Origin of the sequence: Mycobacterium simiae (assembly GCF_010727605.1) — a bacterium.
In the GTDB taxonomy this organism is placed as follows: domain Bacteria; phylum Actinomycetota; class Actinomycetes; order Mycobacteriales; family Mycobacteriaceae; genus Mycobacterium; species Mycobacterium simiae.
Window position 1 is genome coordinate 5,469,585 of record NZ_AP022568.1, and the last position, 15,881, is coordinate 5,485,465.

General features: G+C 64.7%; 3 protein-coding genes. 1 reads left to right on the forward strand and 2 read right to left on the reverse strand.

All coding sequences use genetic code 11. The features are described 5' to 3' along the window. Window positions 1-43: 43 nt before the first annotated feature. Both G6N33_RS25540 and G6N33_RS27250 read right to left on the reverse strand, forming a co-directional pair. Complete coding sequence (locus G6N33_RS25540; RefSeq protein WP_163771707.1) at window positions 44-13,765, reverse strand: WXG100-like domain-containing protein; 13,722 nt, start codon at window positions 13,763-13,765, stop codon at window positions 44-46. 926 nt (window positions 13,766-14,691) lie between these two features. Then, window positions 14,692-14,886: a hypothetical protein gene (locus G6N33_RS27250; RefSeq protein WP_196806361.1), complete on the reverse strand. Its 195-nt coding sequence runs from the start codon at window positions 14,884-14,886 to the stop codon at window positions 14,692-14,694. 100 nt (window positions 14,887-14,986) lie between these two features. Here G6N33_RS27250 and G6N33_RS25550 point away from each other — a divergent pair, with 100 nt between their 5' ends. Continuing rightward, window positions 14,987-15,835, forward strand: coding sequence for an SDR family oxidoreductase (locus tag G6N33_RS25550; protein ID WP_044505930.1), 849 nt, complete (start codon window positions 14,987-14,989; stop codon window positions 15,833-15,835). Window positions 15,836-15,881: the final 46 nt, after the last annotated feature.

A 15,881-nucleotide genomic window follows, 5' to 3' on the forward strand; every position in this document is an offset into this window, starting at 1 on the left:
GGCATGATGTTGAGGGTGTGAGGGACTACCTGACCACTTCCGCTTAGCGCGGTTTGGTGGTTATGGGTACGCCGAGGTGGCGGGCGAGTCGGGTGGCGACGTTGGTGAGCCAGCGGTCGATTTCGGGGGGCTGTGGAATGGGTTTGCGGTTTTTGGCCCAGCCATTTTTGCCGAGCATGTAGCGGCCGGAATAGACGTTGACTTCCCAGGTGGCGGTGGTGGGGTTGAAGACGATTTCGCCGCTGATGCGAGCCGGGGGGCGCCGGCCGCCTTCGATGGCGCCGTCGGCGGTGAATTCCACGGCGATGGTGGGAAGTCCTTGCTTATCCAGGGTGGTGCGGAAGGCGCTGAGTTGTTCGGTGCTGGGGTGTTGTCCTTGGTGGTGGAAGCGGTAGTGGTCGGTGAGTTCGTCGTCGGGAAGCAGGGCGCCCAGTTCTGCGCTGCCGATGCGGATATGGCCGTGGGCGTCGACGGTGTAATGCCATTTCGCGCCGGTGTGGGACAGCAACACCTCAGCTGGCATGTCGGTGAGCCGGTACCAGACCGGATTAACGCGGGGAAGTCCGGTTGTGGGGTCTTTCTCATGGGTCTTGACCCAGTTTGCCTCGACTAGAGGCCCGTACTCGTGGTCGAGGTCGACGTGGGTGGGTGGCTGGTCTTGGACCCGCACGGGGGGATCGGTCACTGCGTGGTGAGGCTGATTCGAGTCGACGAGGGGGACCCGTCCCGGCTGCGAGGTGGTGGTGTGGGCAGCCGTTGGCGGGATGGTGCGCGAAGTTGTTGTGCCGGTGGGTCGTTGGGGCCGCGGTTGTCTGGCGGGTTGGGGGCGGGTGGAAGTGGTCGTGGGACGAGTGGAGGGCTTGCTGGGGATGGTGGGGGCTGGGCCAGCTGAGCTGTGTTTGGGGATTGGGGTCACGTCGACGCCGGGGTGAAGAGGGGCGAAGTTGCGGATGAGGTTGACGTCGTTGGGGATAGGGACCTTGTCGGGTGCGTATACCTCGTCCAGAAGGCGCCGGTAGCGCTGGAGTTGCTCAGCGTCGCGCTGTGACTGGTGGGACTTCAAGGTGTCGTGATTGTCGAGTTTGGCCTGGTGGCTCTGAGTTGTGTGGAATTGGACACCGAAGCGGTATCCCTCGTCGGTGGCCATGACCGCGGTCACTCCCCGGAAGCGGGGATTGCTGGTGAGGAAATGGTTGGTGAGACGCATTTTGCTGAAACCGAAACGCTGCAGCTCTTCTAGAGCTTGGCGGGTGCGTGCGGTGAACTGGTCCTCCGGGAACACCAGGACATAACGCAAGGGATTCCATCGTGGTTGGTCGGTGTGGGTGCTGGAAGTGGGGCCTGCCGCAGCCAAATCTTCTCGCATCGACCCGATGCTGCGCAGCTGCCTGTGTGGGTCGGCCAGCTCAGTGCCCACGGTACGGGCGATGCCCGCCAGAATGGGGGTGATGAGCGGTTCCTGCTGTTCGGCGTGGGCGCGTAATGCCTGCGCTGTTGTGTTGGCGTTGGCGTAGTGCGCGGCGGCCTCGACAGGGTCTTCGGGGGGTGCTGATCGGGCCAGCAACTGGTGCTCCTGGGCGAGGTCTAGGCCGGCTTCCATGAGACCGGCGGCCAGGGTGGGATTACCGTGAAGTTCACGGCGATCAGCGTCTGGGTCGAGGGTTCCACGGTGTAAACGGCGGGCCGCGGCTTTGCTGTAAGGAACCTTCTTCAACCCTTCTGCCTGCTGGAACAGGGCTTGAAGGCGGTGGGCTTTGCGTGTGAACTCATAAGCGCCGGTATCGGATTTATAGGCGTCGGTGCCGACCTTGATGCCCAAACTGAGGAAGTTCTGCAGGCTTTGGTGCAGGTCGGTGGGATCGTAGCCGGCGGGATCAAGATGCATACGGTTCGGAAAACCGTTAAGGATCGCTACGATGCGCTCGGCCGGGGTGCGCGCGGTGTTGACCTCGTCCAGATTAGGGAACAATTCCACCAAGTCAGCACTAATAATGTCGTGCCGCACCGGCAGCTCACCCCCAACCTGACCTGACTGCCCACCCCTCTCATGCCGCCCAGAAACCGCCCCCGGCTGCCGGACCGACGCAGCATCATGGGCGGCCGGCGCAAGGTCGTGTGGGACAAACGCAGGATCGTGCGCGACCGGCCGCGGGACCGGCGCAGGGTCGTGCGCGACCGGCCGCGGGACCGACGCGGGGTCGTGCGGGGCCGGTGTTGAGTGTGACTGGGCGGGGTTGTCGTGGGGGGTGGGTGTGGGGTTGTGGCGCCAGGCCCGTAGTTGGTCTTGCAATATACGGATCACGGTTTTGGTGTGGGGGTTGTGGGCGCGGTTGAACTCCTCGTCCAGGGCGGTCGTGAGCTGGTCGATTGTCGGTGCGTCGGTGGTATCGGGGCCGGTGATGTGCGCGTCGGTGGTGTCGGGGCTGGTGGTGTGCGCGTCGGTGGTGTGGGGGTCGGTGGTGGGGTGGTCGGTCGTGGTGGGGGGTGTGTGTTCTAGGGCGGTGCGTAGTTGGCGTTTGAGGTCGGGGTGCAGGCCTTCGTAGGTGCCGAATACGCTGCGTCGGGCCAGCCAGGCGCGGGTGTGGTCGGGTTGGGCGAGGTAGGTTTGCAGCAGACCGCTGTAGCGTTCCAGCGTGCCGAGTTTGGTGGACAGTATTTGTCGGGCACGTCCGAACGTGTACTGGCCGGTGGTGCGGTCGATGGCGGGGGTGTGGGATTTGGGTGGTTTGAGAGACGGCAGCGGTTTTTGAGTTTCCTCGAATGTGTGCACGTGGTTAAACAACGCGGGCCGGTCGCCCAGGAGTAGGACGGCGTCGCCGTCGAAGTCCCCGTCGAGCTTTTTTTGTTCCTCGGGGGGGACCGCGACTAATGATCCCGGGCCGAACACTTCGATGGCTTGCAGGATGCCGGTAGCGACCATGGCGGTGTCGGTGGTGGGGCGGTTCTTGCTGGTAGTCCAGCTGGAATGCGTTTTGATGTCTTCAGCGGAAAACACCACACTGCGGGTGGAATAGGCTGCGGGCCATTTGTCATCGGGGACCAGCACCAGCACACCCTTGGCGAAAAACAGTTGCGGCTCAGATTGGGGGCTGTCGTGGGGTTCGGCCGCGACAAAGCTGTACTGCAGGGCGGTGGCTTGCTGCAGGAACGCTGCGGTGGCGTCGTCGGGTTCACCGACCCGGTCGGGTGGGATCGGCCGCAGGTTGGGCTTGTCATACGGAGCCCGGCCCAGCAGAACACCAGCGGAGTGTGGGCCCACCGCGTCGGCTGCGCCTGCGTCGCTTCGCTTTTGGGGGGGCAGGTGCAGCTTGCCGTCGGAGGAGGGGACCGCCACCGCATGCGCCCCCGTGATGTTGCCGGTGGTCACGGTGCGGAATAAGTCCTCCCCTTGCAGCGGGGTGCTGCTGGCCGCCAGGCTGGCCCGCAGTTTGTCCACGACTTCGGTGACCACGTCCGCGGAGCGAGGGTAGTGCTGCAGTGCTTGGGCGGGCAGTTTGGCCGGGCGTTCTTGTCCAAAGACCGGTAACTTTGCCCCTGCTTTGTCAAACAGGCCCATTTTGTGGGCGACGGATTCCTTGATGAACCCGGTCCCGTCGTGCGGGCGCAGCGCGATCCCCCCCTCGAGCTGAAACGCGTGTCCCTGCGCTGGGGGGCGGTCGGGCAGAATCGCAATCGGAAACTCGCCTTCCAACACATAATCATGGGGCTTCAACCCCCCAATACCCGGTGGAGAAGCCAGCATCATCCGTTGGAAGTAGTAGAAACTTTCCTGGTTGGGCAACAGTTTGGCCATCAGCCGGGAAAACGCACTACTCGGACGGGTATCAGCCAGCGGAAACGCCATCAACCGCCCCCCATCGGGCACCCGGGCCTCCCCCGGCCGGCGCTTGAAGATATCCTCCAGTCGCTCCCCTGGGGCTTTCATCGCGCTGCCGCCCACGATGTCCATCCGGTGCGGCACACCCCCGATATGCACCATCCGCGCCAACATGAACGTGCTCAGTTTGCCCGGCAATTGCACCGACACCGGTGTGAGTGTGCCCTCGGTCAAGCGACTCAAAATGGAATACCGCGGCTCCGGCACATCCTGCTGAGCGCCTCGAATCGGGCGCCCCCGCAAATCAACTTTGTTCGACAGGTTCACCACGCCGGCCTGCGGCGGGGGTGGCGCCGGCTCGTGACGCATCTGCTCGACCACCGCGGCCACATCAAACGCGGCAGGCACCCCCAGGCTGGCTTGCTCCTGGCGCCCGTCTGCCTGCAACCACTCATCGAGTGCATCCAGGGGATGCTCGGCTTCCAGCTGGGCGATCAAATTCCAGCTGTGACTCGATAAATCACTCTCAATCAGTGCCTGGTTGTCTCGCAGCGTCGCACGCAGCCACGCCTTCAGATCCTCTGCCCGCTGCGGGTCGGCGCTGTTGCCCCGCCCCCCGCGGCGCACCATGTCCGCGACCACCGAATAGGTCTTGAGCACCTGAAACATCGTCAACGCCGGAGCCCGGGTATCAAACTTCTCCCCCGGGCGCGCTGACTCTTTCCCGTGAAACAAGTTGATATCGCGGGCGATCTCGGGCTGCACAGTCACCAAAAAATCCAGCGCCTGCACCCGATGCCGACGCAACCGCGGGTTACGCAGCATCGGCAACAACGCCGCACCCACACTGCCCAGCGTCTCCAAATCCACGCGGTCAAGCCCGTCGCGTGCCCGCACCTCCTCCAACCGAGTCAGCCCCGGCCCGGCCAACACCTGCAAATCGTCGTGCAGACCCACCTTTCCCAACGCCTTAAACACCGTCGCGATATCCAACACCCCAGCCTCGGGGAGTCGCCCAGAATCCACCCAATAATCAGCCAACTGATGTAACCGCTCGGCGAACACCGCCTGCCGGGCCATCCCGTCAGGCCCATCCCCCTCCGCGGTCCACCCCCGCGACAACGCATTGGCCAACTGGTTAACGTCCACCTGCTCGAAGGACCCCCACCAATGCGCCCCTCGACCCACCGTCCGCGCGATCTGTTCTAAACCCCGCCCCACCTCCGGACTCGCCTCGAAATCCGCCTTACTCAACCCATTAGCCACCAACGCCAAATCCCGCGACGGGAACCCCCTCAAATCCCCATCGGCCACCGCGGCACCAATCTTGCCTAACCCACCCACCGCGTCCGGGTTATCACTGCTGGCTACCTTGCCCAACCCATTCGCCACCAACGCCAAACCTTGCGGCTTGAAGTCAGTCAAATCGACTTCGGCCACGGCGGCACCGATCCTGCCCAACCCCCGTGCCGCATCCGAACCCGCCCCCAGATCCGCCTTGCTCAGCCCATTAGCCACCATCGCCAAATCTTGCGACGTGAAATCCTTCAGATCTCTGTCGGCTACCACGGCACCGATCGTGCCCAACCCGCGTGCCGCGTCCGGATTTTGACTGATATCTAGTTTGCTCAGCCCATTAGCCACCATCGCCAAATTTCGCGACGTGAACTTCGTCAGATCTCTGTCGGCTACCACGGCACCGATCGTGTCCAACCCGCGTGCCGCGTCCGGATTTTGACTGATGTCGAGTTTGCTCAGCCCATTAGCCACCATCGCCAAATCCTGCGAATTGAACGCCCTCAGATCCGCGCCGTCGGCCACTGCGGCACCGATCGTGTCCAACCCGCGTGCCGCGTCCGGATTTTGACTGATGTCGAGTTTGCTCAGCCCATTAGCCACCATCGCCAAATCTTGCGGCGTGAAATCCTTCAGGTCTCTGTCGGCTACCACGGCACCGATCGTGTCCAACCCGCGTGCCGCGTCCGGGTTGTCACTGATGTCTAGTTTGCTCAGCCCATTAGCCACCATCGCCAAATCTTGCGACGTGAACTTCGTCAGATCTCTGTCGGCTACCACGGCACCGATCGTGCCCAACCCGCGTGCCGCGTCCGGGTTGTCACTGATGTCTAACTTGCTCAGCCCATTAGCCACCATCGCCAACTCTTGCGACGTGAAATCCTTCAGATCTCTGTCGGCTACCACGGCACCGATCGTGCCCAACCCGCGTGCCGCGTCCGGGTTGTCACTGATGTCTAACTTGCTCAGCCCGTTAGCCACCATCGCCAAATCTTGCGGCTTATAGCCAGTCAAATCCGCAACAGCCACTGCGGCACCGATCGTGCCCAACCCGCGTGCCGCATCCGGGTTGTCACCGATGTCTAGTTTGCTCAACCCACCGGCCACCATCGCCAAATTTCGCGACGTGAACTTCGTCAGATCTCTGCTGGCCACCGCAGCACCGATTTTGTTCAGTCCGTGCGCCGCGTGCGAATCTCTCTCAACATCCAGCTTGCTCAACCCACCGGCCACCATCGCCAACTCTTGCGACGTGAAATCCTTCAGATCTCTGTCGGCCACCGCGGCACTAATCTTGCCCAACCCACCCACCGCATGCAGGTTGTCACTAATAGCTAACTTGCTCAGCCCGTTAGCCACCATCGCCAAATCTTGCGGCTTATAGCCAGTCAAATCCGCAACAGCCACTGCGGCACCGATCGTGCCCAACCCGCGTGCCGCATCCGGGTTGTCACCGATGTCTAGTTTGCTCAACCCACCGGCCACCATCGCCAAATTTCGCGACGTGAACTTCGTCAGATCTCTGCTCGCCACCGCAGCACCGATTTTGTTCAGTCCGTGCTCGGCGTGCGAATCTCTCTCGGCATCTAGCTTGCTTAGCCCGTTGGCTACCATCGCCAACTCTTGCGGCGTGTAGTCGGTCAGGTCTCTGTTGGCCACGGTGGCAGCGACCTTGTTTAATCCGTGTTCGGCATCCGAACCCTGTAGGACATCTAGCTTGCTCAGCCCGCCGGCCACCATCGCCAAGTTCTGAGAAGTGAAATTCTTTAGATCTCGGTCGGCCACTGTGGCACCGATCGCATTCAATCCGTGTTCGGCATCCGAACCCTGTAGGACATCTAGCTTGCTCAGCCCGTTGGCCACCATCGCCAAATCTTGCGACGTGAAAGCCCTCAGATCCCGGGCGGCCACCACGTTAGCGATGCTGTCCAACGCATGTTCGGCATCCGAACCCCCTACGATATTTAGCTTGCTCAGCCCGTTGGCCACCATCGCCAAATCTTGCGACGTGAAAGCCCTCAGATCCCGGGCGGCCACCACGTTAGCGATGTTGTTCAGTCCGTCTTCGGCATCCGAATCGGTCTGAACCTCGAGCTTGCTCAGCCCATTGGCCACCATGCCCACCTGCTGTGCAGTGAACTCCGTGAGATCTCGGTTGGCGACCACGGTAGCGATGGTGTGCAGCGCCATCCTGGCGGGCACGCTGCTGGTGGGATCGAGCTTGCCCAGCCCATTGGCGACCATCGCCAAACCTTGCGAGGTGAAACCCCTCAGATCCCTAGCGGCCACCGCGGTAGCGATGGTGTGCAGCGCCATCCTGGCGGGCACGCTGCTGGTGGGATCGAGCTTGCCCAGCCCATGGGTCACCATCGCCAAATCTTGCGAGGTGAAACCCCTCAGATCCCTAGCGGCCACCGCGGTAGCGATGGTGTCCAGCGCCATCCTGGCGGGCACGCTGCTGGTGGGATCGAGCTTGCTCAACCCGTTGACCATCATCCCCACCTGCTGCGACGTGAAATCCCTCAGATCTCTGTTGGCCACGGTGGCAGCGATGTTGTTAAGTGCGGGTGCTGCATCAAGGTTTTTACTGGCGTCTAGCTTGCTTAACCCGTTGGCCATCATCGCCAAATGCTGTGGAATGAAATCCTTGAGGTCTCTGTTGGCCACGGTGGCAGCGATGCTGTTTAGTCCGCGCTCGGCGCGCGAATTTGTGTCAATATGTAGCTTGCTTAACCCATTAGCTACCATCGCCACCTGTTGCGACGTGAAATCCCTCAGATCTCTCTTGGCCACGGTGGCAGCGATGTTGTTTAGTGCGCGTTCGGCATTCGAATCTGGGTGAACCTCGAGCTTGCTTAACCCGTTGGCTATCATCGCCAAATCTTGGGAACTGTAGCCGGGCAGATCGGTGTTGGCCACGGTGGCAGCGATGTTGTTTAGTGCGCGTTCGGCATCCGATTCTGGGTGAACCTCGAGCTTGCTTAACCCGTTGGCTATCATCGCCAAATTCTGGGAGCCGTGGCCGGGCAGCCCGGTGTGGGCGACGGTGATGGCGATCTTTTCCAGTGCGTGAAGCACCGGGCGGTAAGCGTCGAGGTCGAGTTTGCTGAACGCGTTCGCGAACAACGCCAGATCACGCGTCGCGAGCGGGCGACCGTGCCGGGGCAGGCCAGCAAATTTGCGCGCCACCACAGTTAACGCGTCTCGTGAATCCGGATCCTCGACATTCTTGCTGAACTCATTGGCCAGCCCGCCATAACCGGCAACCTCATCCCCCCGCATCGGGGCGGTATCCCCCGACGCTAAAAAGTCACCGGCATACTCAGCAATCACCGCCCGCTGTGTCGGCGAATACCCGCCCTGCCTGCCCCTGCCACCAACCCCGGCCATCCCTTTGAGCTCTGCCTTGAGCTCACGAGACAACCTCCCCACCGGGTAACCATGCTCATCACCGCCGAACGCCACGCGGTGTGGCTGTTCGTGTCGGGGAGGGGGTGGGTCACGCCGGGTGTCGCGGGCCGCGACGTCCTCGTCGCGGCGGGGGCGCTGGCGGCGGGTGTCGTCGCGGTCATAGTCGTCGTCGCGGGACCGTTTGCGTGCGCTGACGTCGTCCGGCCTGCGCGAGCCCAGCCTTCCTGAATCCGATCGCAAGCCTTCCCGGAAGGCTGCCCGGTGTGGCTGCTCGTACTGGGGTGGGCGTTGGCGGCGAGTGTCGTCGCGGTCGTGGTCGTGGCGGGGGCGTTGGCGGCGGGTGTTGTCGCGGTCGTCGTCGCGGTCGTGGTCGTGGCGGCGGCGTTGACGGCGGGAGTCCTCGCGGTCGTCGTCGCGGTCGTGGTCGTCGTGGTCGCGGGGGCGTTTGTGTGTGGTGGTGTTGTGCGGGTGGGGGTGTGGCCGTGTGGGATCCGGTCGGCGGTTTTCCCGGAAGGTCGGGTGGTGTGGGGGCTGGTGGTGGTCGGTGGGCAGGGTGGCGTCGTAGTGGTCGTGTCCGTTGTAGTGCACGGTGATGGTGCGGTTGGTGGTGGGTGGGCCGACCTCTTGTAGATCCCCGGCGATGGTGTTGCGGATCCGCACGCCCAGGGAATGGGCCACCAAAGCAGGAAACATTTCGCCGTAGGCGCTGTTCCAGGCGGTGGTACCGGGTCCCCATTGGCGCACCGCATTGACTAACTGTTGGTGTTCTTCAGCGGTCAGTGCTTGCTGGGCGTGGGTTTCTCGGACCGCAGTGCCTAACTCCGCGTCGGTCAATTGGTCCATACCGGGCAGCGCATTGTGTCGGCTCAAATAATCGAACTGCCTCTGCACGCCCAACACCGCATCAGCGGAGGCCCCCCCGCGCTCAGCTGTCACTTCGTTTCGCGCTCGCTCACGCGCCTGCTCGACCGGTTGACCGGTGTCGTGGACGAACTCATTGGCGCGCGCGGTGATGTAAAGCTCACGTAAATGGCTGGGATCCAACCAGTCCGGCGCACCGACCTCAGTGATCCCGGCGTGCCGCAGCCGAGCCGACAACTGCTCACGACTGGCCTGGCGCACGAAATCGTCGAGTTGAGCCATCTGCTCTTGGCTACGGCGATAAGGCGCCACCACATCGGGGGGCAACCCCCCCGCACCGGCCTGGTCTACCCACCGCATGACCAACTGGTGCACCGCGCGCGCGGTGCGATCCAACACCGTCGGCTGCGGACCCGCCCCGCCCCGCCCACCAGCATCGGCCCGGCTGCCCCGATCCTGTAACTGCCGCAAGATCGCCGCATGATCAGCATCAGCAGTGTCCGACAAACCCTGCGGCCAATGCCGCGGCGGGGTACTGACCACCACCGCATACAACAAACACCACCCATCACCGGGCACCGTGACCCGCCGCTCCTGCCCCTCACCGGCCGCCTTAGCACCCTGCCCCGACACCACATCCCGACGACCCGCCACCGGCCCCGGACCCTGAGATAGCCGATGCTGCACCGTGTGTGACCCCGAAGCCCCGCTCAACGAGGCGTGTCTACTGGGCCCTGAACCGCTGCTGCGAGAGGACTGCGGGCCGTGCGGTTGATGGGACTGGCCTGCGCGTGCCACGGGCAGCCCGACCCCCCGCGACGACCCCGACCCGCCAGCTCCCACGGTGGCCCGCCCAGCAGATACCCGCACCCGCGTCGGCACCCGCACACCCAAAGCATGCAGACGTCGATATTGGTCGTCGGTGATCTGGTCCACATGGTTGAGAATCTCGGTGAGCACATCCTGATGCCAGGACGACCCGCCAGCGCCGCGGGTGGGATCCTCGGCTGCCCGCAGGGCCGCGTCCAAGCGCGCATTGTGCCCGTCACGAGCCCCGCCCCGACCCCCGGGATACGACTGACCCGTCACCACCCGGTTGAAAAGGATCTCCGCGAGCGCCCGTGAATCCCGACGACGCTGATCGGGGGGAAGCTCCCGATAAGCCCGCTGCACCCACTCCCCGTCGTCCTCACCCAACCCAGCCCGACGCAACCGGGCCGTCACCGCACCCAACACATCCGCAGCGCGCTGCGGCTCCCCCGCCTCAAAACGACGCCAATCATCAAACGGCGTCGTCACCCCCACCCACGACCGATCCCCCCCAACCGGGTCTGCCGCGCCCCCCTCCTGGCCGTGCCCACCAGCCACGACCCGCCCCGACGCGTCGTGCCCCTCCCCCTCGCCATCCCCTACCGCACCACGGCTTTCGGGCCTGGTGGCGGAATCTACTTCAGGGCCGCCGGCACGACTCGCCTCGTTCCCGCGGCCGTCGGTGCTGGTGTGGGTGGCCACGCGCTCTGAAGGATGGGGGTGCGCGGTGTCGGTTTGCTCGACCGGATCATGGCTGCCCTGGTGCCCCTGGCTGTCTTGGCTGTCTTGGTCGTGGTCGCCAGCAGTCGATGATTCCTTGGTTGAACGATGACTGTCGTTGTCGGAGAACGGGTCTACGTCATCGCCGTTCGCGCTGTCGTGCGGGGGTTTAACTGTGGTGGTTGCTGGTTCAGCGTGGTCAGTGCCGGCCGCCGCGGCGCCTGGTGTGGACCTGGTGGCACCGTCCCCGGCACCGACCGCCTCGATGTCATCACCGATATGGTGGGTCGTGGACCCCCGAGCGGGATGGGAGCCCTCACCACCCTCAGACGACGCCTTGACCGGTCCCGCCACCGGCCCTTCCGCAGACCGCGCCACCACCGTCGGCTCGGGCCGGGAGGAGCGCCCAGCCCCGGCGGTAGCCGCCGACGAACCACCAGGCTTGTCCGCCGGTGTCCCCCGCAACCCACCACCCGCACTGTCAGACACCGACTCCCGCGCCTCACCGCCCGCTGCCCCCGACTCCGACAATGCGACCAGACCTCGCCCCCCGAGGATTTCCGAATCCGCCTTGCCGCCAGCCACACTCGCGCCACCCCCCACAACGGGGCCCTGCGGGAAACCCGAACGGTCACCCCCCGCAGCAGGCAGTCCCGCATCCGGGACAGCGGCCCCCGATGCGGTGGGTAACGCGGGATCATCGTCGAGGTGATCCGAGGACACCATGGCTGGCGTCGAACTGTCTGACTCCACACTTCCCTGCCGATCCGGCAGGCCCGCAGCGTCATCCCCGTTGGCAGTGGGCGAGGCCGCATGCTCGAGGGAAAGCTGAACGGGCGGTGGAGACGCTGCACCCCCCTGATCAGAACCCAGCGCCGACACGACACCCACACCCGCATCCGGTGCGCCGGTCCCACGATCGGCCGGGACCGCGACCGGAGGCGGAGGCGGCGCCGGGGCGGGGGTATCCGCCACCGGCGACCGCACCGGCTCGGCCACCACCGAGGAGGCCGTCGACGACGGCGTGGTGGTCGAGGAGTCCGCACCGGCCGAACCCAACACCGCATGCACCTGAGATTGCTGACTCCCCGTCGGATCACCCTCGGCGTGGGACGGGGTGTGGGTAATCGACTGGGCCGCACCCGATGTCGCAGTCGGGGTGGCCGCGGGTTGGTGGGCGAACCGTGATGCTTGTGACAGCGCCGACCCGGTTGCCGACCCCTGCCCCGCCGCCGAATGGTGGGAGGAGTTGGCCACCGACGTGCTGGCCGCGGCCCCCGCCGAACCCGCCGCCGACTTGGATGTGGCAGTAGTTGCCGCCGCGTCGGCAACCGATCCCGAGGACTGCTGTCCTGCCCTGCCCTGCCCCGCGCCGTGGGTGGGCGTGGACGTGCTCGCATCCCCACCCGCCACGGTGGAGGACGTCGACGTCGACGCCCCGGCGGTACCGCCGGCGTCGGCCACATCCGAGGACACCCCCTGGCTTGATTGCCCGGACCCTCGCGCGTCGTGTCGGGCACCGGCCGACGAGGTGTCGCCGGCAGCCGACAGATCACGCTGTGGGCTTGACCCGGCACCGTTGGGGGATGCCGTGCCGGTGGGTGTTGGCCCCTCCGGCCCGGAGGTGGTATTGCTCTGCGCTAGTGAGCCGGCCCCGTTGATGTCAGTCGAAATTCCCTGCGCCCCAGCAGGATCACCACCAGCGCCCCCGACCGAGGTATTCGAGGTGTCCGGGATTGCGGACGGGGTCTGCTCGTCTGGCGGTGGCTGGAATAGCGGATCGCGCGACCCCCCACCACCACCCCCGGCGTCGGAGTGGGTATCAGCAGCTGTGTCGGTGTGGGGGGTGGTGGGCTTGGTGTCGGGCACCGCCACCGGGTGGGCCTCGTCATCCCCTGCGCCGTGAGCCCCGCCGTGTTCGAAGCTGCGGATTCCTCCCGACGGCGCTCCCCCGGCCGCCCCCCCAAAAATATCGGCCGCATCCACACTGCCCCCCGTGGCCACCGTCCCCGCGACATTGGCGACCACCCCCACCCCGAAATGGGTCCCCACCCCGCTGAGCGCCTTCCCCACAATGCTGCTCGATTGCCCCACCACATGAGCCAACCCATGATGCACAACCGGACCCACCACCCCACCGACAAGCCCACTCACCCCAATGTCGATGGTCTGCTGCACATCAAGACCGTTACGCACCCCCTCCACTATCTGAAAGTCCTGAATCAACAGATCCTGCACCACACCCTGGACCACCCCCTCGGCCACCGACTCGGCAATACCAGGCAGCAAATGCCCCGCCTGCACCAACGCAGCCTTACCCAAGGCTGCCAACCCCTCCTTAGTCACCACCTGCGACAACAACGCCGCGATCCGATCCCACAACTGCTCGACCAACTCCCGCACCGCGGCCACCGTGATCGCCTCAATCGCCGGAATCCACGCCAACGACGCACCAAAGGTAAAATCCGCCTCCCACAACGCCGTCGCGATCTCATACGCCGCGATCGCCAACGAACTCAAAATCTGCAACTTCGTGTACTGAATCTGCGTCCCGGTCTGCTCCGCCAAATTCCCCAACGACGTCATCGACCCCGCCACCGACGACACCGACGAATCACCCGACAACAACGACGCAAACTGCCCCGCCGCCGCATCCGCGGTCTGACCCGTCAACGACGAGGACACCTGCGACTGCGCCTGCTCCAACCCCGGCGCCGCATCCGACAACTGCTCCGCCGCACCATTCCACTCGCCCGCCAGGGCAAACATCGCCGTCTCATCACCCTGAGGCCACTGCTGCCCCGTCAAATACGCAACCCACTGCAACTCCGGCGGAATCTCAATACCCACCCCGCACCCCCACACCCCAGAGATGCGACACCACCACGGGCCCCACTCGTTTTGCTCTGTCGCCTACCCCGCAACCAGCAGACCGGCGCAACCCCTCACACCAAGCCGATGCAACTCTGCACCCAAGGACAGCCACACCAACAACACCCCCACCGACCTCAACACCCCTGATCGGCCCCACCGATCACCGCGCGCGCCGCAACTCCCGCGTGTGCCCACACCCCACCCACGGTCCCGGCGGGAAAAATCGGCCCCCCGGCCCAGCAACCCCACCGGACGACACCACAAAATCCACCCAACCCATAGTGCTCATTCCCCTACCGTTCGCACCGCGTTCACAAGCCACCGCCGCCAGCATCACCCCCCACTACCACCACCGCTAGAACACCCACGCCACAAACACCGCCCCACCACGCCACACCCACCACCACGACTCACGCACGCACGCCGCAGGCCGGAAACGGCTGCTCAGTTTGTGGTCATTCGTGCCAACGAAAACCACCACGTGGAGCAGTTGACAGTCGTTGTGGTAAGCCATCTCATCGACGAGTCCTACTACGCGCTCAATGCGTAGCGTTGGCGCACATGAGTGACCTCGACCCGATTCCGGGTGTGACGATCACCGTGGGAGTGGGCCAACTTCGCTCAGACATCACGGGTTTGATCCGCCACATTTCCACTGGCGCAGTCATTCTCATCCTGCGACGCGGCCGACTGGCAGTAACCATGTCTGACCCCACAACCGACGATGCCGACAAGCCGCATCGGGCGAGCACCGCCGTTTCTGTCACTGAGTTGCGCACGCGCGCCAGTCGATATCTGGACCGCGCAGAGTGTGGAGAGGTCCTCGACATCGTGCAACGCGCAAAGATCGTCGCTCGACTGAGCGGTCTTCCACCGGCCCACGTGACATCTCAGCCACTTCACTACTCCGGTGAGTTCACTCCAGCAGGGCCGTCGATGAGGCCAACCACGCGGAATCTGGCGGTCCACCCCTGCGGGTCGAGGCCGTCGAGGTAGTCCTGGGCAAGCAAGCCGCGGTACGCCCACTGCCACGACCGGACGTGGACCCGGACGACCTCGGGCGCGTCGGCCGCGACGGCGCGGCGCACACGGATCACCGTTGCAGTATCGGTGAGTGGGCCTTCGTTTGTGATCGGGCCTTCGTCTGTGATCGGAGCTTCGTTGCGCGGTCCGGAGCCGAGTGCTGTGCTTAGCAGCATGGCAGACATCGCATCGATCGGCCTCAAAATTCAGGGCAAGGTCATCGTGATCACCGGCGGCGCCCGCGGAATCGGTCTGGCCACCGCGACCGCGCTGCACAATCTGGGCGCCAAGGTCGCGATCGGCGATGTCGACGAGGTTCGGGTCAAGGAGTCGGGCGCCGCACTCGGCCTGGACGTCTACGGAAAACTCGACGTCACCGATCCCCAGTCGTTTGCGGAGTTCCTCGACCAGGTCGAGCGTCAACTCGGCCCGATCGACGTGCTGGTCAACAACGCGGGCATCATGCCCGTCGGCCGCATCATCGACGAACCCGACGCGGTCACCCGCCGCATTCTGGACATCAACGTCTACGGGGTGATATTGGGCAGCAAGCTGGCCGCACAACGCATGGTTCCGCGCGGTCAGGGGCACGTCATCAACGTCGCTTCGCTGGCCGGCGAGCTGCACATCGTCGGACTGGCGACGTACTGCGCCAGCAAGCATGCGGTGCTCGCGTTCACCGACGCCGCCCGGCTGGAGTACCGCTCGGCCGGGGTGCAGTTCTCCTCGGTGCTGCCGACGTTCGTCAACACCGAACTCGTGGCCGGCACGCCCGGAATGAAGGGTTTCCGCAACGCCGAGCCGAACGAGATCGCCGACGCGATCGTGGCGCTCGTGGCACGGCCCAAGCCGCGGGTGCGGATCACCAAAGCCGCTGGTGCGATGGTGGTTTCGCAGAAGTTCTGGCCCCGGCGCCTGGCCGAGGGGTTGAACCGTTTGCTGGGCGGCGACCACGTGTTCACCGACGACGTCGACGTCGAGAAACGCCGTGCCTACGAGGCCCGCGCCCGCGGCGACGAGTGACTTTCGCTCCTAGCGAGGTGCCGCGGCGGCGCGGACAATCGAGCAA